Genomic DNA, 24405 nt, shown 5'->3' with positions numbered 1-24405 from the left:
CTCCCCCCCCCCCTCCCCCTCCTCCCCCCCCCCCCCCCCCCCCCCCCCCCCCCCCCCCCCCCCCCCCCCCCCCCCCCCCCCCACTGCCGTGTCCAACAAAGGGCGGCCGCGCGGGGTCAGACGACCTGGTGGAGCCAGCGGACCGGGGCGCCCTCGCCGGCGTAGCGGAAGGGTTCGAGTTCGTCGTCCCAGGGCTTGCCCAGCAGCCGGGCGATCTCCGCCTCCAGCTTGGTCTCGCCCTGGGCGGAGCGGACCAGCGCGGCGCGCAGGCGGTCCTCGGGGATCAGGATGTCGCCGTGGATGCCGGTCACCGCGTGGAAGATGCCCAGCTCGGGCGTGGCGCTGTAGCGCTCGCCCTCGGCGGTGGCACAGGGCTCGGCGGTGACCTCGAAGCGGAGCATCTGCCAGCCGCGCAGCGCGGAGGCCAGCTTGGAGGCGGTGCCGGGTTCGCCCCGCCAGGAGAACTCCGCTCTCCAGGTGCCCGGGGAGGCCGGCTGCCGGATCCAGTCGAGCTGGACCCTCGCACCGAGCACTCCCGCCACCGCCCATTCGACGTGCGGGCACAGCGCGCGCGGTGCGGAGTGTACGTACAGGACTCCACGTGTCGTCACCGGGACCTCCAGTGTGGGACGAGGTTCGCCTTTCCCAGCGGCCTCAGTAAACAGCATCGGGAGTAAAACTCCGCAAAAGGGACAGCATGTGACGTGATGTAATTTACCGGAGCCGGTCGGCGAAGGCGCCTGACGGTTCGACGGGGAAAAAGCTACCGTGCGCCGGGGCGCTTGGGATGACGTACGGTCTGCCCGGTGGGGCTCGACACCAAGCTTTCACTCGCCAGGATGCCGACGAAAGGGCTATCGGATGCCCGCCAGCCGACGAGGTCGTATACGAACGTTCGCCGCGTGCGCGGCCACCGCCGCCCTGGTGGCGGGCGTGGGCGTGTCCGGGTGCGAGGCGGAACCGGAGCGCCGGCCGGGCGTGGCGTCGCGCCCCTCCCCCTCGCCGAGACCCACCTCCGCGTGGGACCCGAGCCCCGCCTCGGTCGCGGCCGTCGGCGATTCGATCAGCCGTGGGTACGACGCCTGCGGGATCCTGGTCGACTGCCCGGAGGTGTCCTGGGCGACCGGGGCGGACGCCCGGGTCAACAGCCTCGCACGGCGTCTGCTGGGCCCGTCGGCACTGCCCGCGCGCAGCTGGAACGTGGCCCGCTCCGGGGCGCGGGTGGCGGAGCTCCCGAGCCAGATGGCGAAGGCGGGAGCGAGGAAGCCGGGGCTGGTGACCGTGACGGTGGGGGCCAACGACGCCTGCCGGGACAGCACCGCTCTGATGACGCCGGTGGCGGACTTCCGCGCCTCGTTCGAGGAGGCGGTGCGGGCGCTGCGCGAGGTGTCGCCGAAGAGCCAGGTGTACGTGTCGAGCGTGCCGGACCTGAAGCGGCTGTGGTCGACCGGGCGGAGCAGCGCGCTCGGCAAGCAGGTGTGGAAGCTGGGCGTGTGCGCGTCGATGCTCCGCGACGCCGACGACCTCGGCCCGGCCGCCCGGGAGCGCCGCGAGGAGGTGTACCGGCGGGTGGTGGCGTACAACGGCGTGCTGCGGGACGTGTGCGCGAAGGACCGGCTGTGCCGGTACGACGGCGGAGCGGTGTTCGCGTACCGGTTCACCGGTGAGCAGTTGAGTCCCTGGGACTGGTTCCACCCGAGCGGGGACGGTCAGGAGCGGCTGGCGGAGATCGCCTACCGCAACGTCACGGCGCCGGTTCCGCCCGCGTAGGCTCGACGGGCATGAGCGCCGAGGAATGCGGCCGGCTGGCCGACGGGACGACTGTCCACCGCTGGGTCCTGGAACGGGGCGGTACGCGGGTGGGGGTGTTGACGTACGGCGGCATCGTGCAGTCCGTGGAGGTGCCCGACCGGCACGGTGCCGTGGCGAACGTGGTGCTGGGCCACGGCTCGCCCGCCGGTTACGAGGCCGATCCGGGGCCGTACCTCGGGGCGCTGGTGGGGCGGTACGCGAACCGGATAGCCGGTGGGTCGTTCACGCTGGACGGCCGCACGCACCGGCTGGCGCGCAACGGCGGGCCGAACAGCCTGCACGGCGGGGAGCGCGGCTTCGACAAGCGGGTGTGGGACGCCGAGCCGGTCGACGGCGGGGTCCGGCTGTCGCGGGTGAGCCCGGACGGCGAGGAGGGCTTCCCCGGGCGGCTGGAGGTCTCCGCGACGTACACGCTCGACGAGCGGGGCGCGCTGCGGATCGCGTACGAGGCGGTGACGGACGCGCCGACGGTGGTGGCCCTGACGAACCACACGTACTGGAACCTGGGCGGTGCGCAGGAGCTGCGGCTGGCGGCCGGGCACTACACGCCGCTGGACGACGCCGCGATCCCGACCGGCGAGATCGCGACGGTGGACGGTACGCGTCTCGACTTCCGCACGTGGCGCCCGGTGGGCACGGGCCTGGACCACAACTTCGTCCTGGACGGCGACTCCGCCGCCCCCGCGGCCGAGCTGCGCTCCCCGGTGACGGGACGCCTGCTGACGGTCCGTACGACGGAGCCGGGCCTCCAGGTGTACGCCCCGGACCACCTGGACGGTGTGGCGCTGGAGACGCAGGCCTTCCCGGACTCCCCCAACCGGCCGCGGTTCCCCAGCACGGTGCTGCGGCCGGGCGAGGTGTACGCGTCGGAGACCGTGTACGCCTTCGGGATCCGCTAGCGCCTCACCTCCAGGGGCGCGCGCAGGCGGGTGTCGGTCACGGAGCGGCCGGCCCGGATCTCATACGTACCCGGGACCGCCGTCCAGGCACCGGTCTCCTCGTCCCAGATCTCGAACGCCCGCCTCGGGAGCGGGATCTCGGCCTCGGCGGCCTCGCCGGGGCCGGCCTCGACGCCCGCGAACCCGGCCAGCCGGCGGGCCGGGCGCTCCACCGGGTCGTCCACCGGGGCGACGTACAGCTGGACGACCTCGCGGCCGGGCCGGGTGCCGGTGTTGCGGACGCGGACCGTCGCGGTGTCGGGGGTCAGCTCCAGGGACTCGTACTCCCAGGTGGTGTAGCCGAGGCCGTGGCCGAAGGGGTACGCGGGGGTGGCGCCGGCCCGGTCCCAGGCGCGGTAGCCGGTGAAGAGGCCCTCCGTGTAGTGGAGTTCGCCGTCCGCCGGGGTGACGTCGGTGACGGGTGCGTCGGCGAGGGCGGCGGGCCAGGTGGTGGGGAGGCGGCCGCCGGGCTCCTCGGCGCCGAGCAGGACGTCGGCGAGGGCGGCGCCGCCCTCCTGGCCCGGGAACCAGGTCAGCAGCACGGCCGCCACGTCGTCGCGCCAGGGCATCTCGACGGGGGAGCCCGCGTTGACGACCACGACGGTCCTGGGGTTGGCGGCGGCGACGGCCCGCACCAGGTCGTCCTGGCGGCCGGGCAGGGCCAGGTCGGCACGGTCGAAGCCCTCGGACTCGACGCGTTCGGTGGTGGCGACCACGACGATCGCGGTGTCGGCGGCGCGGGCGGTGTCGGCGGCCTCGGCGATCAGCTCGTCGGGGTCGCGGCGCGGGCCCCGGTGGACCAGGGAGAACAGCACGGCGGGCAGCGGCGCCGCGTGCTCCCGGTCCAGGGGGTGGAGCAGCGACACCTCGACGGGGGCGCCCTCGGTGAGGGCGACGGTGCCGCGTTCCAGCGGGGTGCCGAGGAGCGCCTCGAAGGGGTCGGCCTCGTCGCCCCTCTTCTGGACGCCGTCGTAGAGGGTCTCGCCCGCGACGGTGAGGGTGAAGGCGCCGAGGCCGCGGGTGCCGAAGGCGTGCTCGCCGCTCTCCCGGGGCGTGAAGGTGCCGGTGACCTCGACGCTGTGCAGGTTCTCGTACGTCACGCCCGCCGGCAGGTCGTCGCCGGCCCACTGGACCTGGCCGCCGGGCAGCGGCCCTTCGCCGATGACCGTCCCGTCCGCGTCGCGGCAGACGGCGCGAAGGGTGAAGCCCGGCCCGGCGGGAGCGGGTTCGTCGCCGGGCTCGGCGCCGATGGCGTAGGTCAGCGCGCCGGCGGGGAGTGCGGCGGTGAGGCCGTCGAGCGGGGAGACGGTGTGGCCGGGGAAGACCTGGGCGGAGCCGCCGCCGAGGACGCGGGCGTCGCGGGCGGCGGCGCCGAGGAGGGCGACGGTGCCGCCGGGCGCCAGGGGGAGGGCGGCGGCGTTGCGTACGAGGACGAAGGAGCGGCGGGCGATCTCGCGGGCGAGGGCGTCGCCGTCGATGGGCGCGGGCGGGGCGGTGACGGCCGGTTCGGCGCCGGCCAGGGCGCCGACGCGGGCGGCGAGCCGCAGCACGTTGCGCACGGCCCGGTCGACGAGGGCCTCGTCGACGTCGCCGGCGCGGACGGCGGTGGCGAGGGCCTCGCCGTACACGGTGGCGGGGCCGGGCATGGCGATGTCGAGGCCGCCCTGGATGGCGCGCCGGGTGTCGCGGGCGGCCGTCCAGTCGGAGACGTTGACGCCGTCGAAGCCCCACTCGCCGCGCAGCACCTCGTTCACCAAGTGGTGGTGCTCGGTCATGGTGCGGCCGTTGACCCGGTTGTAGGCGGTCATGACGCCCCAGGGGCGGGCGCCGGTGACGATCGCCTCGAAGGGGGCGAGGTAGAGCTCGCGCAGGGGGCGGGGGGCGACGACGTTGTTCACGGTGAAGCGGTCGGTCTCGGCGTCGTTGGCGACGAAGTGCTTCACCGTGGTGGCGACGCCGCCGTCCTGGACGCCGAGGACGTAGCCGGTGCCGATCTCGCCGGTGAGGTAGGGGTCCTCGCTGTACGCCTCGAAGTGGCGTCCGCCGAGCGGTGAGCGGTGCAGGTTGACGGTGGGGGCGAGGAGGACGTGGACGCCTTTGCGGCGGGCCTCCTGGGCGAGGAGACGGCCGGCGCGGCGGGCCAGGAGCGGGTCCCACGCGGCGGCGAGCGCGGTGGGGGACGGCAGGGCGACGGACGGGTCGTCGGCGGTCCGGCGGACGCCGCGTACACCGATCGGGCCGTCGGACATGACCAGCGATTCCAGGCCGATCTCGGGGAGGGCGGGGAGGGACCACATGTCCTGGCCCGCCAGGAGGCGGGTCTTGGTGTCCAGGTCCAGCGTGCCGAGTGCCGCCTCGACGACCTCGTCGTACCGGCTGCCGGTCGGGTCTGTCACTGTCGTACCTCCGGATCGGCGTGCGTGCGGTACGGCCATGGTGACCCGCCACCTGTAGGGCGGTAGGTTTCGTTATGTTTCCGTTACTGGAAGGATCGGGGTGCGAGGATGGCGGCGGCCAGGGCCAGGAGCGGGGAACGGCGCGCGGAGATCGTGCGCGCGGCCCTCGAAGTGATCGCGGAGCGCGGCTACCGGGGCGCGACGCTCGGGGCGGTCGCCGAGCGGGTCGGCCTGACCCAGCAGGGCCTCCTGCACCACTTCCCCAGCAAGGAGGCCCTGCTCGTCGCGGTCCTGGAGGAGCGCGACCAGTGGGACACCGGCGGGGGCGGCGGCCGCGCCGGGTGGCGGCTCGCCCTGCTGGAGCCGCTCGTCGAGTACAACGCGATGCGGCCGGGCATCGTGCGGACCTTCTCGGCGCTGCTCGGCGAGAGCGTGACGGAGGGTCACCCGGCGCGGGAGTTCTTCACCCGTCGTTACACCCGGGTGCGGGCCGAGATGGCAGACGTCCTGCGGGCGGAGTTCGGGGACCGGCTGCCCGGCGGGCTGACGCCGGAGGAGGCGGCGCCGCTGGTGACGGCCGTGATGGACGGGCTCCAGTACCAGTGGCTGCTGGATCCGGACGCGGTGGACATGCCGGCCGCCTTCCGGGGGTTTCTGCGGCTGTTGGGGGCGCGGTAGCGTTCCGGCACCCTACGGAAGGACTGCCGCCTGTGTCCCGGATACGGTCGCGTACGACGCTGGTCACCGCTCTCGCCGCGCTGACGGTGCCCCTGGCTCCCGCCCACGCGGCACCGGCCGCCGCACAGCCCCCGGCCGCCCGGCCCGCCGCCGTGCGGCCCACCGTCGAGGAGGCCCGCCTCGACCGGGCCGTACCGCGGGAGATCCTCGCGCGCAGCGGATTCGACGCGGTGGCGCCCGGGTTCGCGGCCGCCCTGGAGCGAGCGGGGTCGTACGCGGCGGCCGAACGCGCCGTCGTACGGCACGGGGCGCGGCTGTGGCAGCGGGCGGTGGACCGGGTGCAGGGGCGGGGCCCGGCGGGCGGCGACCTCGCCCGGGACGACGACCGGCCGCTGTACTGGGCCCGGCTGGCGATGACGCGGGAACTGCGGTCCTGGGAGCCCGGGTTCGCGCTGCCGGCGGACGCGCGCGATCGGCTGCTGGACCGGCTGGAGACGGCGTCGCGCGGTCAGGACGCGATCCGCTACCCGGCCGGAAAGGCCGTCAAGCGGGTGCTGGTGACCGGGTTCGACCCCTTCACGCTGGACCGGGACGTGCGGATCAGCAACCCGTCGGGCGCGGCGGCGCTGGCGCTGGACGGGACGCTGGTCCGGACGGCGGACGGCCGCCTGGCGCGGGTGGAGACCGCGGTGTTCCCGGTCCGCTGGGCGGACTTCGCGGACGGCGAGGTGGAGCGCACCCTGCGGCCGCACCTGCCGCGCGTGGACGCCTTCGCCACCGTCAGCCAGGGCCGGGTCGGCCGCTTCGACGTCGAGCGCCACAACGGGGCCTGGCGCGGGGGGTTCGGCGACAACGAGAACGTGTCCGAGACCGGCCCGGTGCCGGTTGCCGACCCGGCGTCCCAGCCGCAGTGGACGGTGACCACCCTGCCGTACGCGAGGATCACGGCGGCGGACACCGGCCGGTTCCCGGTGTACGACAACACGTCGGTGACCGAGGTCCCGGCGGGCGGCACGGCCCCGGTGGTCCGCCCCGACGGGCCCACGCCGGGCTCGGCGGCCCGCGCGGGCGGCGGCGGGGACTACCTGTCCAACGAGATCGCGTACCGCGCCACGCTGCTGCGCGACCGGCTGGGCCTGCCGGACCTGCCGGGCGGCCATGTGCACACGCCGGTCCTCCGGTTCGGCGCGGGCGACTCCGGCGCGGTGACCGACCCGGAGTTCCTGCGCGACCGGGCGGACATCACGGCCCAGGTGCGGGCGATCGTCGCGGTGGCCGCCGCCGGGCGCTGAGGTCAGCGGACGGCGGCCAGGACGTGACTGTGGCCGTACTGCCAGACCACGCCGACGTGTTCGAACCCCGCCTCCCGCAGCAGGGCCAGGTGGCTGGAGACGGTCAGGTCGTTGCCCTCGCAGCGGGGGTGCCGGTCACGGCCGCGCCGGGCGAGGAAGCGCGCCAGCTCGGGGTCGGAGGCGGCACCCGACCACCAGGACTCCCAGTCGTCGTGGGTGAGGGTCAGGTGCCGTTCGGCGTGGCGGCGGCCGATGTCGACGGCCAGCTCGGAGACCTTCGGGGAGTCCGGGCCGATGTGGTCGCCGTTGACGAGGACGCCGCCTGGCCGCACGCACCCGGCCAGTTCCCGGTAGACCCGGCCCAGCGTGCGGCGGTCCAGGTAGTGCAGGGCCGTCGTGGACACGGCCGCGTCCACCGGGCGGTCCAGGGCGAGCGCGTCGAGCCAGCCCGGTTCGCCGATCATCGCCTCGACGTGGCGGACGGCGGAGCCGTAGTACGTGCTGCCCAGCTCCAGCAGGAACGGGTCGCCGTCGACGGCGAGCACCTCCGCGTCCGGCAGCCGGCCGGCCAGCCGCGCCGCCAGGGAGCCCGGCCCGCTGCCGAGGTCGAGGACGAGCGGCGGCCCGGTCCGGCCCCGCGTCACGTGCTCGACCACGTCCGCGATGACGGTGAAGCTCTCCTCGCGGTCGACCGCGTACCGCTGCTGCTGGACCTCCCAGCGCTCCACCCACCGCGCGGCCGTCACCGCGTTCACACCCATAGCCGCCGTGTTCCTCCGCACCTCGCGACCCTCTGCTGCTATTGAAAATCATTGCAGACTGGCGAGCACGGCGAGCAGTCTTTCCATCTCTTCGGGGGTGTTGTGCACATGGAGGCTCACGCGTACGGAGCCGTCCCTCTTGTCCCGGCCGGCCTGGCAATGGCCGTCGGACCGCACCATGAACCCGTGGTCGAAGAGGATGAACCCCAGGTCATGGGCGTCGATCGCGCGGTGCCGGAAGGTCACCAGGCTCCGCCGCCGCTGCACCGGCGAGCCGGCCGCCAGGCTGGTCCGGCAGCCGAGTACCTCGTAGGTGTCCGCCATCGCGCTCAGCCCGTCGGTGAGCAGCGCGGCGAGTGCCACGGTCCAGCGCTCGATCCGGTCGGTGCCGGCCGCGTCCAGCCAGTCGAGCGCCGCCACCAGGGAGGCGATGCCCACCGTGTTCGGCGTGCCCCGCCAGCCGCCCGGCCGGAACTCCGGCCCGCGCCGCTGCCGCGCCCAGACCACCCCCGTCCCCGGCAGGGCGAGCGCCTTGTGGCCGGAGAACACCACGAAGTCCACGTCCGGGTCGTCCACCGTCACCGGCAGGTGTCCCACGCTCTGGGCGGCGTCCAGGCAGAGGGGGACGTCCGGCCCGACCACCTGGCGCACCCGGTGGACGTTCATGTCGGCGCCGTACACGTGGTGCACGTGCGTCGCCGCCACGAAACGGGTGCGCGGGCCGACGGTCCGGGCGAGCTCCGCGACGTCGTAGTCACCGGAGGCCGCCTGGTACGGCAGCTCCCGCACCCGGATGCCGATCCCCTGGCGGGCCAGCAGCTCCCGTGCCTCCAGCCACGGTGACAGGTTCGCCTGGTGGTCCCGGTGCGGGACGACGATCTCGTCCCCGTCGGCCAGCAGCGTGGGCAGCCAGTCCCGCGCGACCGTGCGCAGCCCCTCGGTCGTCCCGCTGGTGAAGTGCACGGACGACCGCTCCGGTGCCGGATCGCCCAGGAACCGCTTGACCCGCTCACGGGCGTCCTCCACCAGCGCCGTCGTGGAGTTGGCCCAGGGGTAGGAGCCGCGCCCGGCGTTGGCGTTGGAGGTGGTGAGGTAGCGCTGGACGGCGTCCAGGACCGCCTGCGGCTTCTGCGCGGTGGCCGCGCTGTCCAGGTACGCCAGACCGGGGTGGCCCACGACGATGGGGAACTCGGCGCGCAGCGCCCGCTGCCAGGACCCCAGTTCCTCGATCTCGGCACCGAACCCGGTCACTTCAGTCACGCACCAGCGGCGCGCCCGCGTCCCGCCAGGCCACGATGCCCCCGGCCAGGCTGCGCACGTCGGGGTGGCCCATGCGGGTCAGCAGGGCGGCGTACCGGGCCGACTTCTCCCCCACCGGGCACGCCAGCAGCACCGGCCGGCGCGTACCGAAGGGCAGGCCGCCGCGCAGCATCTCGTCGAACAGCTCGTCGACGATGTTCAGCGAGCCGTCGATGTGCAGCGCGGCGTACGCGAACGGGCCGCGCAGGTCGATCACCAGCGGGTCCTCCTCCGCGATCCACTTCCGCGCGTCGGCGACGTCGATGACGGTGGCGGTGCGCGCCTCCGTGTCGGTCAGCGTGGCCACGGAGTTCTTCACCGGAGCGCGCCCCAGCAGCTCGGGGCGGCGCTGCCGTACGTACCCGAGGTAGCTCTCCACCCGGTCGCAGACGATGAAGACGGCCGTCCGGCGTTCCGCCGGCTCCTCGCCGAGTGTCTCCTCCACCGCCCGCAGGTGGCGTACGGCCCCCTGGTAGGCGGCTCCGCCGGTCGGGCCGGCGAGCAGGCCGCAGCGGCGCAGGAGGGTCAGCATGCCGTCGATGGCGTCGTCGGCGCCGACCGTCTCGATGGTGTCGTACGTGGCCGGGTCGAACAGGCCGACCTGCTGCACCTCGTCGGCGTTGCGGATACCGGGGATGAAGTCCGCCTTCTCGCCGACGAGCCCGACCACCCGCACCGCCGGGTCGTGGGCGCGCAGCGCCCGGGCGACGCCGGTGGACGATCCGGCGGTGCCCACGCAGGCGATGAACCAGTCCGGGGCCCGGCCGTCGAGGTCCGCGACGATCTCGGGGCCGGTGCCGGAGGCGTGCGCCTCGGTGTTGCGGGCGTTGAAGTACTGGTCGGTGTGGAAGTGGGCGCTGCCGGGCCGGTTCAGCCGCTGGTGGAAGAGGGTCAGCGGGTCCTCGGTGTCGGTCGGGTCGAGGCACTCGGACTGTCCCGGCAGCTCCTCGATCTCGGCGCCCAGCAGCAGGAGGAGGTCCTTGATCTCCGGGATGCGCATCCGGTTGGTGACGCTCTTGAACGGCAGTCCGTGCAGGCCGGCGATGAGGGCGAGGGCCTTCGCGGTGTTGCCGCTGGACAGTTCGACGACCGTCTCGCCGCGCTCCCTGGCGGCGGCCAGGCCGTCGCGGGCCATGTTCCACGCGGCCCGGTCCTTGAGGGAGCCGAAGGGGTTGAGCATCTCCAGCTTGGCGTAGAGGTCGATGGTGCGCAGACCGTGGACCTCGGGGTCGATGCGCACCAGCGGGGTGTTGCCGATGGCGTCGGTGATGCTGTCGTACCTCATGTGCGCGGTCCCCCCGGACGTGTGATCGGCCAGTACTGCTCGTCGAGGCACCAGTGCCAGGACTCCTCCTCCCGGTGGACGGCGACCTTGCGGGCGACGGGCTGCTGTTGGGCGTGGGTGGCGCCGAAGTCCATGCAGTACCCGGCGGTGTTGGGGAAGGCGAGGAGGTCGCCGGGGCGCGGCAGCCGGGGCAGGTGGACGGTGCGGCGGGTGATCAGGTCGGACTCCAGGCACAGGTTGCCCATGAGGTGGACGGCGGCCGGCCGGCCCGCCCCGGCGGTGGCGGCGCCGTCGCGGGGCAGGACGACGGGGTCCACGAGGACGCCGTGGTCCTCCAGGCCCGTGTCACCGGCGTTCATCGCCAGCCGCACCAGGTGCCCGCCGCCGTCCGCCTCCCGTACGTCCAGCACCCTGCCGAGGGTGATCCCGCACTGGTCGGTGAGCGCCCTGCCGGGTTCGACGTACAGCTCGTGCAGGCCCTCCAGCAGGAGGGTGCCCAGCGGCCGGCCGCCGAGGGTGGGGGCGGGGCGGGACAGCAGTTCGTCGAGGTAGCCGGCGCCGGCGACGGGGCGGTGGGCCGGGTAGAGGCCGAGGGCGCCCTTGAGGGTGCCGTTCTCCATCCGCAGGCCGTAGCCGTGGCCGTCCCAGGTCATGGGCGGGCGGCGGCCCATGACCGCCTGGGTGAGCGCGGTGGTGTAGCGGTCCCACTGCTCGGCGTGGGCCAGGTAGGTGATGCCGAACCCGCCTCCGACGTCGACGGCTCGCGGGGAGAAGCCGCGCGCCCGCAGCTCCTCCATCGCGTGCAGGCAGCCTTCGAGCGCCGCCGCCTTCTCGTCCAGGCTCGTGGTGTCGAGGTGGTAGCCGACGCCGGTCGGCTCCACCGCGTCCCGGTGCCGGTCCACCGTGTCGAGCAGGTCCTTCAGGGACCGCGCGGGGGTGCCGAAGCGGCTGCGGCGGGACAGCACGGTGGTGCCGGAGGTGTCGAAGCCGGACAGCCGCAGCACGACGCGCAGGCGGGGCAGGCCGTAGGCGCGGACGAGCCGGGCGGCCTGCTCCACCTCCGCCGGCCCGTCGGCGTTGACGACGGCCCCGGCGCTGGCGGCCAGCCACAGGAACTCCGGGTCCTTGGGCCCGGTCGTCATGATCCGGTCGCCCGTCCAGCCGGACGCGAGGGCGTGCTGGAGCTCGCCGAGCGACGCGGCGTCGAGGCCGGCGTCCGTCGTGACCAGCCGCCGCACCAGGGCGCTGGAGCGGTTGGCCTTGTGCGCGTAGAAGATCCGGCCGGTGAGCCGGTGGCGGCGGAAGACGGAGCGGAAGCGTTCCGTGTTCTCCGCGATCTGGTCCGGCAGCACCACGTTCAGGGGCGATCCCAGTGCGTCCACCAGCGCGTGGAGGAGCGGGCGGCCCTCCTCCAGGAGGGCGGCCGGCCGCTGTTCGAGGCGTGGTTCCAGGTGCAACGGCTCCCCGGCCGTGCCCGCTGTGTTCGTCCCAGCCGTGCTCATCGCAGCTGTTCCTCCCGCGCGAGGAATACCGACCGGCCCGTCGTCGTCCCGCTCTTTATGCCCAACTTTCCGCGGCGGGATGGCGGTACGGAACGAGACGGCCGGATCTAGCCGTTGCGGGACGTCACGGCACACCCAGGGTGATCCCCAGCCCCACCGGCGCGGCGCCGATGGCCCGGTTGACGGCCTTCTCGGTCCGCGGCATCGCGGTGCGCGGCCGGGAGTGGGAGAAGAGGAGCGCCACCGGGCCGAACCGGGCGAGGTAGGCGGGCGACGGGAGCAGGCCATCGGCGCCCTGCTGCCGGCGGGGCGCCCGCGGGCCGACGGCCCGCGTGAAGGTGGGCACCACGAACAGGGTGGTCCTCGGGTCGAGCAGGTTCGTCAGGAAGCCACGAACAGGGTGGTCCTCGGGTCGAGCAGGTTCGTCAGGAAGCCGGTGCGCCCGGGCTGACGACCGCGAGGACCGTGACGACCTCGACGGCGAACAGCTCAGGCACGCCGGGCCTTCGCCGCCGCGCCGCCCCTCGTGTCCGCCTCGGGCGCGCCGCCCGCCTCCGGCGTCTCGCCCGCTTCCAGGTCGCGGACCAGCAGCGTCGCGCCCGCGACGGCGCCGGGCATCAGGAACACCGCGACGAACGGCACCAGGAAGGCGAGGGTCAGCGGAACACCGAAGCCCAGGGTGAGCATGCGGCGCCCGCGCAGCATCGCGAGGCGCTCCTTCAGCTCGACGCCGCGCCGCTGGAGCGCCACCGCCGTGAGCTCCTCCGCCAGGAAGAAGCCGGAGACGCAGAAGCCGATGACCGGGACGACGGTCTGGCCGACGACGGGGACGAACCCGCAGGCGAACAGCAGGATGCCGTAGAAGGCGACCCGCACGAGGACGCGCAGGCTGTCCCGCGCGGAGATCCACAGTTCGCGCCAGAGCGGCAGCCCGGACTCGGGCACCTCGCCGCCCTCGGTGCGGTCGACCTGCTCGGAGAGCGACTCGTAGAACGGCTGGCCCACGAGCAGCGTCACGGCCGTGAAGGTGATGACCGCCAGGAACAGTCCGAAGACGAAGAGCAGCGCGGTCAGGAAGCCGCGGAAGACGCCCTGCCAGGGCGAGGACCAGTCGTCCGCGAAGGGCGTCGCCCATGCGGTCAGGTCGTCCGCGCCGTACGCCAGACCGGCCAGCGCGCCCGCGTACAGCACCAGGGTGACCAGACCGGGCAGCAGCCCGAACCCGAACCACCGGCCGTGCCGGCCGACCCAGCGCTGCCCCTTCATCAGATAGCCGAAGCCCACCCCGAGATCACGCATGTGCCCACCCTATCGGGGTCCCGCCACCGCGGCCGGGGGCCCCGGACGGGCGGAGGGCCGCACCCGGGTGGGTGCGGCCCTCCGGCGCGTACGGACCGATCCGTACGGGCGCGTGGATCAGGCGACGTCGAGGTCGACCGTGATGTTGCCGCGGGTGGCCTTGGAGTACGGGCAGACCTGGTGGGCCTTCTCGATCAGCTCCTTGGCGGTGGCGGCGCTCACGTTCGGGATCTTCGCCGAGATCTTGACGATGATCCCGAAGCCCTCGGCGTTCTTGCCGATGCCGACCTCGGCGGTGACCGTCGAGCCGGAGATGTCGGCGCCCTCCTGGCGGGCGACGACACCGAGCGCGCCCTGGAAGCAGGCGCTGTAACCGGCGGCGAACAGCTGCTCGGGGTTGGTGCCCTCGCCGGACCCGCCCATCTCCTTGGGCGGGTTCACGACGACGTCGAGCTTGCCGTCGTTGGTGGCGACGCGGCCGTCACGCCCGTTCTCGGCGGTGGCGACGGCGGTGTACAGGACGTCGGACTGCTGGATCGACATGTAGGGGTTTCCTCCTGTGTTGCGCCGCGACTCGCGCCCACGGTCGCGGCGGGCTGGAGGTGAGCCTATCGGGTGAGTGAAACGATCATCTTGCCGGTGTTCTCGCCGCGCAGCATGCCGAGGAACGCCTCGACGCCGTTCTCCATGCCCTCGACGACGGTCTCCTTGTACTTGAGCTCGCCCGAGGCCAGCCAGCCGGCGACCTCCTTGACGAACTGCGGCTGGAGCTCGGCGTGGTCGCCGACCAGCATGCCCTGGAGGCGCAGCCGCTTGCCGATGACCAGCGCGAGGTTGCGCGGGGCGGGGGTCGGCTCGGTGCTGTTGTACTGCGCGATCATGCCGCAGATGGTGGCGCGGCCGTGCACGTTGAAGGAGGAGATGGCCGCCTCCAGGTGCTCGCCGCCGACGTTGTCGAAGTAGACGTCGATGCCGTCGGGGGCGGCTTCCTTCAGCTGGGCGGCGACGGGACCGTCCTTGTAGTTGAAGGCGGCGTCGAAGCCGTACTCCTCGGTGAGGAGCTTGACCTTCTCGTCGGAGCCGGCCGAGCCGATGACCCGGGAGGCGCCCTTGAGCTTGGCCATCTGGCCGACCTGGCTGCCGACGGCGCCGGCCGCGCCGGAGACGAAGACGGCGTCGCCCTCCTTGAAGGACGCCACGTCGAAGAGACCGGCGTAGGCGGTGAGGCCGGTCATGCCCAGGACGCCGAGGTAGGCGGAGAGGGGCGCCAGGGAGGCGTCGACCTTGGTGGCGTGCTTGGCGTTGACGTCCGCGTACTCGCGCCAGCCGAGGCCGTGCAGGACGTGGTCGCCGACCGCGAAGCCCTCGGCGTTGGAGGCGACGACCTCACCGACGGCGCCGCCCTCCATGGGGTGGTCGAGCTGGAACGGCGGCACGTACGACTTCACGTCGTTCATGCGGCCCCGCATGTACGGGTCGACCGAGAAGTACAGGTTGCGGACGAGGATCCGACCCTCGGCCGGCTCGGCGACGGGCGCCTCGCGGAGGGCGAAGTCCTCGGGGGTGGGCCAGCCGTGCGGGCGGGCGACGAGGTGCCATTCGCGGCCGGACGTGGGAAGAGCGGACATGGTGCGTGCCTCCTGGTATTGCTTCACGCCGTGTCTCACGCGGTGACGCGCTGCCGCGCCGACGCAGTGATTCACGTTACGTTTGTTTCACTACCTGAAACAACCATGCGCCTGAATATTTCATGTTGTCAAGTAACCGGGTATCCTGGGACGCATGTCCAGCAGACGCAGAGACCCGCTGACCCTCGAAGTGGTCGAGCTGATCGGCACGGTGGTCACCCGCTACCACGAGGAGTACGAGCAGGCCGCGGCGCAGCACTCCCTCACTGGTGCCCAGGCCCGCGTCCTCGGACTCCTCGCGCTGGAGCCGACGCCGATGCGCCGTATCGCGCGGTCGCTGCGGTGCGAGCCGTCCAACGTGACGGGCATCGTGGACCGCCTGGAGGCGCGCGGGCTGGTGGAACGCCGCCCCGACCCGGCCGACCGCCGGGTGAAGATCGCCGCGGCGACGGAAGAGGGCCGTGCGACGGCCCGCCGGCTGCGGGAGGCCCTCGACTTCGCCCGCGAGCCGCTGGCCGGCCTGTCGGAGGAGGAGCGCACGGCCCTGCGTGACCTGCTGCGGCGCATGCTCGGCCAGGACGTCGGCAGCGCGGACGCGTAACGCGCCGGGGGCCGGGGCTTCGGGCGGCGCGTACGGGCGCGGGGAGCCCGGGGGCTTCGGGCGGCGCGGGGGCCGGGACCCAGAGGTTTCTGGCGGGGGGACGGGCGGCGCGTCCGGCGCTGGACGCGGCGCCGACGCCGGGGCCGGCGAGCGGGGACTACACGCACCACCAGAGGAACCAGTCGCACGACTCGGTCGGCGTGGGGGCGGGTTCCGCGGGGGGCGGATGGTCCGGCGGCGGTTCGCCGGGGGCCGTCTCACCCGGTTCGCCGGGGGCCGTCTCACCCGGTTCGCCCGGGTCGTCCGGGGTCCCGGGGTCCTCCTCGGGCGGCGGGTCCTGCGGAGCGGGACCGTCCTCGGCCGGGGCGTCGGGGGTACCCGGCCGCTCGGGGTCGCCCGACGGCCGCGGGGCCGACGGTCCGGTGGCGGGGGCGTCACCGGGCGCGGACGCGGAGGCCCCCGGCCCACGCGAGGGGGCTCCGGTCCCCTCCTCACCGGTGCCCGGGCCGTCCTCGGAGTCGCCCGGCGCCGAGGTCTCCGCCACCGGATCCTCCACCGGGCCGGGGTCGTCCGGCAGCACGGAGCCCTCCGGCTGGTCCGGCAGCGGCTCGGGCGCCGCCTGGTCCTCCTGCCGTACGGCGGTGGCCGCGCCGTCCTCGCCGGGGTGCTCGATCGCCAGCTCGGCGAGGCTCAGCAGACCGGCCGCCAGCAGCAGGGCGCCCACCCCGACCAGCAGCTTGCGCCCGCGCCCCTTGCGGGCCCTGCGCCCCGCCGGGCCGGACCGGCGGGCGGACCGGGAGCGGTGCGCCTGCCCGCGGGCACGGCGAGGCGCCGCGGTCGGCAACTCCTCGTCCCGGTCCAGCTCGTAGACGTGGCCCGCCGCGGATGTTCGGGGGTCGTCGTGCCGGAGCTCCTCGACGGGCGTACCGCAGCCGGCACAGGCCAGGGCTCCGTTGAGGTGCCGCTGACACTGGTGGCAGTAATCCATGGCGCCCGCAGATTATGCGGCTTGGGGACACCAGAGGTACCGGGGACTGTGAGAATCCTGTGTGGAAACGGCCATCGTCCGGCGCGCCGCTCCTTCTCACGGAAGGGGCAGGATGTCGGCATGAGAGCCTCCGGCACCGTCCCCGCCCCCTTTGGACCGCTCGACTTCCAGCTCGTCCTGCTGCGCCGGATGGCCGACCACCAGCCGGGCCTCGTCGAGGAGGCGCGCCGCGAGCTGGGCGCGTCGCTCACCGAGATGCGGGAGGCCAACCGCCGCTGGCAGGCCATGCTCCGCTCCCCCAGGTCCCGGGGCGCCCTCGGCCGCTACCGCTCGGTGCTCGGCGAGCCGGAGACCCGCACCCGCCGCGCCATCGGCGACCTGGTGTGCGACGCGCTGCTGTGGCCCGTGCCGCTCTGGCCGGACCTCCGCTTCGAGGTGCTGGCCGCGCCGGGCGGCGGCGGGGTGTGGAACGAGTGGCTGGTCCGGGCCCCGGGCGCGGCCGGCCCGGACCTGCGCACGGCCGCCGACCTGCGTCCCTGGAGCTGCACCGTCGACGAGGTGGCCCGGGCCTTCCCCCCGGCCCGCCCCCTGGAGGGCAGCGCGCCCACCCGGTGGCGGCTGGCGTTCACACCGCCCGGCGGGACGCCGTGCGTCGCCGAGTTCACCTGGGGACTGCTCCAGCGGCTGGTCTGATCGCCCGCGCCACCGGACCCGGCCCCGTGTCCCGGGTCCCGTGTCCCGTGTCCCGTGCCGCCCGGATACCTCCTTCGGCCGCCGTCTGTCACCCCGTCAGCTCTCCCGGCGCGCGCCGGGCGTCCCACGCCCGCAGGATGCGAGGACGTACCGCTCTTGGGAGGATCCGCACCGTGACCGTCAGTCTCGAGCAGTTGCGCCGCTGTCATGTCGCCGTCGACCTGGGGGCCGCCAGGACCCGCGTCTTCGTCAAGGGTGTCGGACTCGTCGTCGACGAGCCGAGCGTCGCCGCCGTCAACACCCGCACCGGGGCGCTGATCGCCGTCGGCGAGTTCGCGGAGAAGATGACCGGCCGCACCCCCGACTACATCCGCGTCGCACGCCCCATCTCCGGCGGCAGCGTCGTCGACATCGACATGGCCCAGCGGATGCTGCGCCACCTCCTCGGCGAGAAGCTCCGCCGCCAGCTGCGCCGCAAGCCGATGCTGCGCGCCGCCGCGTGCACCCCGCACGACAGCGACCCGCTCGCCCAGCGCGCAACGATCGAGACGCTCGTCGGGCTCGGCGCCCGCCGCGTCGAGCTGGTCGACACGCTGATCGCGGCGGCGGTCGGCTGCGGGCTGCCGGTGGAACAGCCCACCGCCACCATGATCCTGGTGTGCGGCGCCGCCACCACCCAGGTCGCCGTCCTGTCGCTCGGCGCCATCGTGACCGCCGAGCGCATCCCGGTGGGCGGCAACGCCATCGACCACGCCGTCATCCAGTACCTGCGCCACCAGCACGAGCTGATGCTGCCCAGCCAGTCCGTACGTCCCCTCCAGCTCGCCCTGCACGGCAACGGCCTCACCCCGCACGGACCGGCCTCCACCGAGATCCACGGCCGGGACGTGGCGACCGGGCTGGCCCGTTCCGTGCTCGTCGACACCGCCGCGGTGCGCCAGGCGCTGCACACCCCGCTGACGGCCGTGCTCGACGGCATCGGGAAGGTGCTGCGCGACTGCCCGCCCGACCTCGTCGCCGACCTCGTCGACCGCGGCATCATGATGGTCGGCGGCAGCGCTCTGCTGCCGGGCCTCGACCAGATGCTGCGCAACGCGACCGGCATGCCCGTGCAGATCGCGGAACGGCCCGACGTCTGTGCCGTCCTGGGGCTCGGGGCGATGTTGGAGGGCCGCATCCAGCCCATCACGCTCAACCCGCTCGCCGAAGCCGAGTGACGTACGGGTGACCCGGGGCGGGCTCCCGGCACTGCTCGAGGCGGTGCTCGGCGTGGGCACCGACCGCGCACCGCACCGCGGCCCGTACCCCGTCCCGGACACCGACACCGACACCGACACCGACACCGACACCGACACCGACACCGACGACACCTGCCCGTACACCGGCCTGTACACGGACGGCATGACGGAGGAGGACCGGCGGCGCGCCGGCCGGCTGCCCGAGGGCGACGGCCAGGGCCGGCCGGTCCTCCCTCGGCGTACCGATCCGCGTCCACGCCGCGGTGTTCGGCCACCTCCACCCGACCGGGAAGCGCGGCGGGCGGTTCACCGAGGAGGACGTCGCCGTGCCGCGCGTCCTCGCCGCGCGGGCGGGCATCGCCATCGGCAACGCACGCCCGTACGAGACGGCCCGGCAGCGGGAGCGGTGGATCGAGGGCGCGGCGGCCTGCCGGACCAGGCCGTGAACGAGCCGGACTCCGCGAGACGGGAGGTCCGCACCGCCGTCTTCGCGCTCCGGCAGCCTTCCGCCGAGGCGCCCCGGTCCTTCCGCGGCCGGGTGCCGCGCGGGACCGGCGGCGGGCGGCGCTGCCGGGCCCCACGCCGTCCGTCCGCTTCACCGGAGCGGTGGACGCCCTGGTCACCGGCCCGGTCGCCGACCGGCTCGGCACCGCCCCGCGCGGCGCCCTGGCGGCCGGTCTCCGGCACGCGGGCGTGACGGCGGTGGACGTCGAGGTCGGCGCGGCGCACGCGCTGCCCGCCGGGCGCCCCGGTGTGCGCCTCACCCTCCCGGACGACGACACCGGGGACGACGGGACACGCGGCACCGCGTTCACCTGGCGCTCGCCCCGCTGACGGCCCGGGCTCCGCGCCCCGTCGCGAGGTCGCGCCGCAGCAGCGGCCGGCGGCGCCCCGGGCGGGCGTCCGGGCCGTCCGCTCGACGGCGGGTCGAGGCCGGCCCGTACCCGGGACGAGCGGCACCCGAACTGCGGCGAACAGCACACGCGGCACCGCTTCCCGCCGGGCGTCGGCGGGGAGAATGGTGGGGCCCGTGACCGCGGGTGCGCAGCCCTGCGCCGCATCCCCCAAGGAGGACGACGAGTGAGTTCGCTCTTTCCGGCCCTGGACGCCGGATCCGAACGGCCCGCGCTGCGGTTCGGGGACCGTTCGCTGACGTACGGCGAACTGCGCTCGGCGGCCGCCGCGACCGCCGCCCGGCTGGACGGGGCGGAACGGGTCGCCGTATGGGCCACCCCCACGCTGGAGACCGCCGTCGCGGTGGTCGCCGCGCTGCTCGCGGGCGTACCGGCCGTACCGCTCAACCCGAGGACGGGCGGGCGCGAGCTGACGCACATCGTCACCGACAGCCGCCCCGCGCTGGTCCTCGCGGCACCGGAGGACGAACTGCCGCACGCGCTGGGCGGCCTGGAGCGGCTGGACGTCACCGTGGACGACACCGCCGCCGGCGCGGCTCCGCCGGGGCCGTCGCCCGCCGGGCCGCGGGACCCCGAGGACCCCGCGCTCGTCGTCTACACCTCCGGCACCACGGGCCCGCCCAAGGGCGCCGTCCTGCCCCGGCGCGCGATCGCCGCGACCCTCGACGCCCTGGAGGACGCCTGGGCGTGGACGTCCGACGACGTCCTCGTGCACGCCCTGCCCCTGTTCCACGTCCACGGGCTGATCCTCGGCGTGCTCGGCCCGCTGCGGCGCGGCGGATCCGTGCGTCACCTGGGCAGGTTCACCACCGGTGGTGTGGCGCGGGAGCTGGCCTCCGGCGGCACCATGCTGTTCGGTGTCCCGACGATGTACCACCGCATCGCGGAAGCCCTGGACGACGACCCGCGGCTGGCGAAGGCGCTGGCGGGGGCGCGGCTGCTGGTCTCCGGCTCGGCGGCGCTGCCCGTGCCCGACCACCGGCGGATCGCCGCGCTGACGGGGCGGCGGGTCATCGAGCGGTACGGCATGACCGAGACGCTCATGAACACCAGCGTCAGGGCCGACGACGTCGAGCCGCGCACCGGCTCCGTCGGCGTGCCGCTGCCCGGTGTGGACCTGCGGCTGGTCGAGGAGGACGGCTCGGAGATCACGGCGTACGACGGGGAGACGGTCGGCGAGATCCAGGTCCGGGGCCCGAACCTGTTCACCGGGTACCTGAACCGGCCCGACGCCACGGCCGCCGCCTTCGACGGCGCCTGGTTCCGCACCGGGGACATGGCCGTACGGGACACGGACGGTTCCGTACGGATCGTGGGGCGCAGGGCGACGGACCTGATCAAGAGCGGCGGGTTCAAGATCGGTGCCGGCGAGATCGAGAACGCGCTCCTCGACCATCCGGCGGTGCGGGAGGCCGCCGTGACCGGCGAACCCGACCCCGACCTGGGCGAACGGATCGTGGCGTGGATCGTCCCCGCCGACCCGGACGCGCCGCCCGCGGCGGACGACCTCGCGGACCACGTGGCGGCGCAGCTCGCCCCGCACAAGCGCCCCCGGACCGTGCGGTACCTGGACGTCCTGCCCCGCAACGACATGGGCAAGATCATGAAGCGGGCGCTCCATGGCTGAGCGCCCGTCCGCCCGCGAGGCCATCGCGCTCCTCACCGGCTCCTTCGAGGAGCACGCCCCGCCGGCCCGGTCCAGCGCCCCCGACGGGCCGCTGTCCTGGGAGGGGTACGGCGCCTCCCGCGCCCGCGCGGCCGACCGGACCGGCGAGGCCGAGTCGGTCGTGTACGGCACGGCGGCCGTCGGCGACCGCTCCTGCGTCGTCCTCGCCTTCGAGTTCGGCTTCCTCGGCGGCTCGCTGGGCGAGCGGGCCGGTGACCGGCTCGAAGCGGCCTACCGGCTGGCGCGCGAGCGGCGCGTACCGCTGGTGACGCTGGTCGCGACCGGGGGCAGCCGGATGCAGGAGGGCATGGTCGCGCTGACCCAGCTCCAGCGGGTGGCCCGCGAGTCGGTGCTGCTGCGGGAGGCGGGGCTGCCGCACCTCGCGGTACTGCGCGACCCGGCGACCGGGGGCGGCTGGGCGACCGTCGGGGCGGGCGCCGATGTGATCCTGGCGCTGCCGGGGGCGCAGGTCGGGTTCGCCGGGTCGCGGGTGCGGCCGGCGGACGCGGACCCAGCCGCGTACACCGCCGAGGGCCAGCTGGCGGCGGGGCACGTCGACGCCGTCGTACGCCCGGCGGAGTTGCGCGGGACGGTCACGCGCTGGCTGACCGCGCTGACGAGCCCGGCCCGGGAGGTTCCGCCGCCGGCCGCCCTCTCCGGCACGCCGCTGCCCGCCAGTGGCTGGGACGCGGTCCGGCAGGCCCGCGACCCGGCCCGCCCCCGCGCCGAGGCGTACCTGGACGCCTACTTCACGGACCGGCTGCCCCTGGTCGGCGACCGCTGCGGCGGTACGGACCCGGGGACGCTGTGCGGCGTGGGGCTGCGGCCCGACGGGCGGGCGGTCGCGTACGTCGCCCAGTGCGGCACGGCGACCCGCCCGGCCGGTTACCGCACGGCAGCCCGGGTGATCCGGCTCGCGGACCGGCTCGGCGTCCCGGTGCTGACGCTCGTCGACACGCCGGGCGCCGCGAACGACGCGGCGGCGGAGCGGGCGGGTGCGGGTGCCGCGATCGCGGACGCGTTCACGGCCGTCGCCGGAGCGCGGGTCCCGGTGACCACGCTCCTCATCGGCGAGGGCGGCTCGGGCGGGGCGCTGGCGCTGGCCGCGCCGGACAACACCTGGGCGACGCCGGACAGCTATTTCTCGGTGATCGCGCCGGAGCTGGCGGCCGCGATCCTCAAACGCCCACCGGAGGAAGCCCCGCGCACCGCCGAACAACTGCGCCTGCGCCCCCAGGACCTCCTCGGCCTCGGCCTGGTGCGTGGCATCGTCTGACCCACCGACCCCGGTCGGGGCGCCCCTCACGGGGCGGGCCGGGGGTGGGTCGCCGCGGGTGGCCCGGGGTCGGGGCCTCCGGGGTCACCCCACCAACCTCCGCACCGCGCCGCAGGCACCCGCACCCACCGGGGCGTGCGGGCCGGGCGGCGGAGAGGTGGCCCGAGGGGGACCCCCGCCGGCCGCTCCGCAGCCGGGACGCGATCGGGGTCAGAGGACGAGTTCGCCCACCCGCTGGTCGCCCTGCGTCTCGCCCGTCGGCCGGAAGCCCAGCCGGAGGTAGAAGTCCTCGGGGCCGTCCTCGCCCGGGACCCAGGTGGTGGTCAGGCGGGTACCGCCGCGCCGGCGGATCTCGGCCGCCACGCTGTCGACCGCGAAGCGGCCGTATCCACGGCCCTGTTCCCCGGCGGCGATGTTCAGGCGCCAGAGTCCCGAGCGGAGGTCCGACCGGTCGCCGCCGCCGGAGAAGTCGATGTCGAAGAAGGCCATGAGGAAGCCCACGGGCCGGTCGCCGTCGAGGATGAGGCGGGGCCAGGCCGTGTCGGGACGCGCGTACGCCTCGGCGAGCGACCGCACGACCGGAGCGACCCGGTGCTCCTGGTCGGGGCGGACCCGTACCTCGATCGCGGCGTCCACGTTGGCGGGAGTGATGGCCGCGAGGCGGGGTGTAGCGATCATGGGGCCCACGGTAGGGCCCGGTCGCGGCGCCGCCCAGCGATTATCGCGCCGGTGCTCAGCCCTCGGTGGCGCCGTCCTCCGTGACGCAGCCCTCCGGGTAGGCCGCCGACCCGGCGGCGTCGAGGGCGGTGGTGAGGTCGTTGAGCCGGGCGCGCAGCTCGCGGAGCTCCTCCAGTGGCAGGCCGGTCGCGGAGGCGATCCGGCGTGGCACGCCGAGGGCCCGTTCGCGCAGTTCGGTACCGGCGGGGGTGGGCCGGGCGGTGACGGAGCGTTCGTCGTCGGCGCTGCGCCGCCGCTCGACGTACCCGGCCGCCTCCAGCCGCTTGAGCAGCGGCGAGAGGGTGCCGGAGTCCAGCCGCAGGTGCTCGCCGATCCGTTTGACGGGCAGCTCTCCGTGTTCCCAGAGGACGAGCATCACCAGGTACTGGGGGTAGGTCAGGCCGAGGTCCTTGAGCGCGGTGCGGTAGACGCTGTTGAAGGCGCGGGTGGCGGCGTGCAGCGAGAAGCAGATCTGGTGGTCGAGGCGGAGGAAGTCCTCGTCGCGCACGGTCCGGGGCGTGTCCATACCCCCAGGATAGCGCGAGGACGATTCAGTTGTGCACAATTGAATCGTGCGCTATAAATATGACACCGATCCACCCCCCTCACCTCCCACGAGAGGACAGTCCCTCATGGACGCGCTCTACACCGCTGTCGCCACCGCCAACGGACGCGAAGGCCGCGCCGTCAGCTCCGACGGCCAGATCGACCTCCCGCTCGGCTTCCCCCAGGCCCTCGGCGGCAACGGCAAGGGCACCAACCCCGAGCAGCTCTTCGCCGCCGGGTACGCGGCGTGCTTCGCCAGCGCCATGGGCGCGATAGGCCGCCAGGAGAAGATCGACGTCAAGGACGCCTCGGTCACCGCCGAGGTCAGCATCGGCAAGGACGAGGACGGCGGCTTCGGCCTCGCGGTCGTGATGCGCGTCGAGCTGCCCGACCACCTCCAGGGCGAGCCGGGCCGCGACCTGCTGGAGAAGACCCACGCGTACTGCCCCTACTCCAAGGCCACGCGCGGCAACATCCCGGTCGAGCTCGTCATCGAGTGACGACCGGTCGCCGGGACGCTCAGTGGACCGGGCCGGACCCTCCCCAGCCCGCGACCGCCGCGCCCTCCAGACGGCGCGTCCGGTAGCTCTCGGCGTCGAGGGTGACGATCTCCGCGTGGTGGGCCAGCCGGTCCACCGTCGCGGAGGCCGTCGCGCGGTCGCCGAACACCTCGTCCCAGCGGCCCAGCGGCCGGTTCCCGGTGACGATCAGCGAGGCCCGTTCGTAGCGGTGCGAGACGAGCTGGAAGAGGAGCTGGGCAACCTCGGGCTCGAAGGGCACGTGTTGGGTCGGGGACGAGACGCCGTGCACTGTTTCCAGTGCCGGTTTTCCCGTCCCCGCCCGCCGAACCGGACGTGCCCGTTGGCCGAGCATCCG

26 protein-coding genes are annotated in these 24405 nt (G+C 74.6%); 12 read left to right on the top strand and 14 right to left on the bottom strand.

Annotation, left to right across the window (positions count from 1 at the left end):
- Positions 1-116 precede the first annotated feature (116 nt).
- Complete coding sequence (locus AC07DW_RS28205; protein WP_478860492.1) at positions 117-611, bottom strand: DUF3145 domain-containing protein; 495 nt, start codon at positions 609-611, stop codon at positions 117-119.
- A gap of 250 nt (positions 612-861) precedes the next feature.
- Here AC07DW_RS28205 and AC07DW_RS28200 point away from each other — a divergent pair, with 250 nt between their 5' ends.
- Together AC07DW_RS28200 and AC07DW_RS28195 are read left to right on the top strand one after the other, a co-directional pair.
- Positions 862-1770: a GDSL-type esterase/lipase family protein gene (locus AC07DW_RS28200; RefSeq protein ID WP_478860491.1), complete on the top strand. Its 909-nt coding sequence runs from the start codon at positions 862-864 to the stop codon at positions 1768-1770.
- A gap of 11 nt (positions 1771-1781) precedes the next feature.
- Entirely contained in the window at positions 1782-2711 is a 930-nt protein-coding gene (locus AC07DW_RS28195; RefSeq protein ID WP_478860490.1) for an aldose epimerase family protein, read from the top strand.
- Here the strand turns inward: AC07DW_RS28195 and AC07DW_RS28190 are convergent.
- Positions 2708-5185 carry a beta-glucosidase gene (locus AC07DW_RS28190; protein ID WP_478860489.1) on the bottom strand — a complete coding sequence of 826 codons (2478 nt, stop codon included), beginning with the start codon at positions 5183-5185 and terminating at the stop codon, positions 2708-2710. The two genes, AC07DW_RS28195 and AC07DW_RS28190, sit on opposite strands and share 4 nt — an antisense overlap.
- 69 nt (positions 5186-5254) lie before the next feature.
- On the opposite strand from AC07DW_RS28190, the gene AC07DW_RS28185 reads away from it, so the two are divergent.
- The gene (locus tag AC07DW_RS28185) at positions 5255-5824 is read left to right on the top strand and encodes a TetR/AcrR family transcriptional regulator (protein WP_478860488.1); all 570 of its coding nucleotides are present in this window, start codon (positions 5255-5257) and stop codon (positions 5822-5824) included.
- 32 nt (positions 5825-5856) lie between these two features.
- Positions 5857-7116 (top strand): pyroglutamyl peptidase, encoded by a 1260-nt coding sequence (locus tag AC07DW_RS28180; RefSeq protein WP_478860487.1) that lies wholly within the window; start codon positions 5857-5859, stop codon positions 7114-7116.
- 2 nt (positions 7117-7118) lie between these two features.
- Here AC07DW_RS28180 and AC07DW_RS28175 read toward each other — a convergent pair whose 3' ends face one another.
- The 8 genes from AC07DW_RS28175 to AC07DW_RS28140 form a co-directional block, all read right to left on the bottom strand.
- Positions 7119-7877, bottom strand: coding sequence for a class I SAM-dependent methyltransferase (locus tag AC07DW_RS28175; RefSeq protein ID WP_478860486.1), 759 nt, complete (start codon positions 7875-7877; stop codon positions 7119-7121).
- Positions 7878-7925: 48 nt separating this feature from the next.
- A complete protein-coding gene (locus tag AC07DW_RS28170; RefSeq protein WP_478860485.1) occupies positions 7926-9137 on the bottom strand; it encodes an aminotransferase class V-fold PLP-dependent enzyme in 1212 nt (403 codons plus the stop codon).
- Positions 9130-10461, bottom strand: a complete 1332-nt coding sequence (locus tag AC07DW_RS28165) for a pyridoxal-phosphate dependent enzyme (protein WP_478860484.1) — start codon at positions 10459-10461, stop codon at positions 9130-9132. Before AC07DW_RS28165 ends, AC07DW_RS28170 begins: the two co-directional genes overlap by 8 nt.
- A complete protein-coding gene (locus tag AC07DW_RS28160; protein ID WP_478860483.1) occupies positions 10458-11963 on the bottom strand; it encodes a Y4yA family PLP-dependent enzyme in 1506 nt (501 codons plus the stop codon). Before AC07DW_RS28160 ends, AC07DW_RS28165 begins: the two co-directional genes overlap by 4 nt.
- A gap of 124 nt (positions 11964-12087) precedes the next feature.
- Entirely contained in the window at positions 12088-12309 is a 222-nt protein-coding gene (locus AC07DW_RS28155; protein ID WP_478860482.1) for a hypothetical protein, read from the bottom strand.
- 143 nt (positions 12310-12452) lie between these two features.
- On the bottom strand, positions 12453-13262 hold the full coding sequence (locus AC07DW_RS28150) for an EI24 domain-containing protein (RefSeq protein WP_478860481.1): 810 nt from the start codon (positions 13260-13262) through the stop codon (positions 12453-12455).
- A gap of 117 nt (positions 13263-13379) precedes the next feature.
- The gene (locus AC07DW_RS28145) at positions 13380-13805 is read right to left on the bottom strand and encodes an organic hydroperoxide resistance protein (protein ID WP_073751683.1); all 426 of its coding nucleotides are present in this window, start codon (positions 13803-13805) and stop codon (positions 13380-13382) included.
- A gap of 65 nt (positions 13806-13870) precedes the next feature.
- Positions 13871-14890, bottom strand: coding sequence for an NADP-dependent oxidoreductase (locus tag AC07DW_RS28140; RefSeq protein WP_478860480.1), 1020 nt, complete (start codon positions 14888-14890; stop codon positions 13871-13873).
- 154 nt (positions 14891-15044) lie between these two features.
- Between AC07DW_RS28140 and AC07DW_RS28135 the strand changes: the two genes are divergently transcribed.
- Positions 15045-15491 (top strand): MarR family winged helix-turn-helix transcriptional regulator, encoded by a 447-nt coding sequence (locus AC07DW_RS28135; protein WP_478860479.1) that lies wholly within the window; start codon positions 15045-15047, stop codon positions 15489-15491.
- A 157-nt stretch (positions 15492-15648) separates the two neighbouring features.
- On the opposite strand, the gene AC07DW_RS28130 is transcribed toward AC07DW_RS28135, so the two are convergent.
- Positions 15649-16479 (bottom strand): SCO2400 family protein, encoded by an 831-nt coding sequence (locus tag AC07DW_RS28130; protein ID WP_478860478.1) that lies wholly within the window; start codon positions 16477-16479, stop codon positions 15649-15651.
- Between the two features lie 120 nt (positions 16480-16599).
- Between AC07DW_RS28130 and AC07DW_RS28125 the strand changes: the two genes are divergently transcribed.
- The 6 genes from AC07DW_RS28125 to AC07DW_RS28100 all read left to right on the top strand — a co-directional run bounded on the left by AC07DW_RS28125 (position 16600) and on the right by AC07DW_RS28100 (position 22266).
- On the top strand, positions 16600-17172 hold the full coding sequence (locus AC07DW_RS28125) for a hypothetical protein (protein WP_478860477.1): 573 nt from the start codon (positions 16600-16602) through the stop codon (positions 17170-17172).
- Positions 17173-17345: 173 nt separating this feature from the next.
- Complete coding sequence (gene mreB / locus AC07DW_RS28120; protein WP_478860476.1) at positions 17346-18389, top strand: rod shape-determining protein MreB; 1044 nt, start codon at positions 17346-17348, stop codon at positions 18387-18389.
- Positions 18390-18673: 284 nt separating this feature from the next.
- The gene (locus AC07DW_RS28115) at positions 18674-18856 is read left to right on the top strand and encodes a hypothetical protein (protein ID WP_478860475.1); all 183 of its coding nucleotides are present in this window, start codon (positions 18674-18676) and stop codon (positions 18854-18856) included.
- Between the two features lie 160 nt (positions 18857-19016).
- Positions 19017-19244, top strand: coding sequence for a hypothetical protein (locus tag AC07DW_RS28110; RefSeq protein ID WP_478860474.1), 228 nt, complete (start codon positions 19017-19019; stop codon positions 19242-19244).
- Positions 19245-19490: 246 nt separating this feature from the next.
- Positions 19491-20951: an acyl-CoA synthetase gene (locus AC07DW_RS28105; protein WP_478860473.1), complete on the top strand. Its 1461-nt coding sequence runs from the start codon at positions 19491-19493 to the stop codon at positions 20949-20951.
- Positions 20944-22266 (top strand): carboxyl transferase domain-containing protein, encoded by a 1323-nt coding sequence (locus AC07DW_RS28100; protein WP_478860472.1) that lies wholly within the window; start codon positions 20944-20946, stop codon positions 22264-22266. Before AC07DW_RS28105 ends, AC07DW_RS28100 begins: the two co-directional genes overlap by 8 nt.
- 210 nt (positions 22267-22476) lie before the next feature.
- On the opposite strand, the gene AC07DW_RS28095 is transcribed toward AC07DW_RS28100, so the two are convergent.
- Positions 22477-22944, bottom strand: a complete 468-nt coding sequence (locus tag AC07DW_RS28095) for a GNAT family N-acetyltransferase (RefSeq protein WP_478860471.1) — start codon at positions 22942-22944, stop codon at positions 22477-22479.
- 55 nt (positions 22945-22999) lie between these two features.
- Positions 23000-23509: a MarR family winged helix-turn-helix transcriptional regulator gene (locus tag AC07DW_RS28090; RefSeq protein WP_478860470.1), complete on the bottom strand. Its 510-nt coding sequence runs from the start codon at positions 23507-23509 to the stop codon at positions 23000-23002.
- Between the two features lie 106 nt (positions 23510-23615).
- Between AC07DW_RS28090 and AC07DW_RS28085 the strand changes: the two genes are divergently transcribed.
- Positions 23616-24029, top strand: a complete 414-nt coding sequence (locus tag AC07DW_RS28085; RefSeq protein WP_478860469.1) for an organic hydroperoxide resistance protein — start codon at positions 23616-23618, stop codon at positions 24027-24029.
- A 19-nt stretch (positions 24030-24048) separates the two neighbouring features.
- Here the strand turns inward: AC07DW_RS28085 and AC07DW_RS28080 are convergent.
- A partial coding sequence (locus tag AC07DW_RS28080; protein ID WP_478860468.1) for an ATP-binding protein occupies positions 24049-24405 on the bottom strand: 357 nt, incomplete at its 5' end.

The sequence above is a fragment of the Streptomyces sp. NPDC045701 genome, from assembly GCF_056432045.1.
This window is presented reverse-complemented; position numbering and strand designations above follow the sequence as displayed.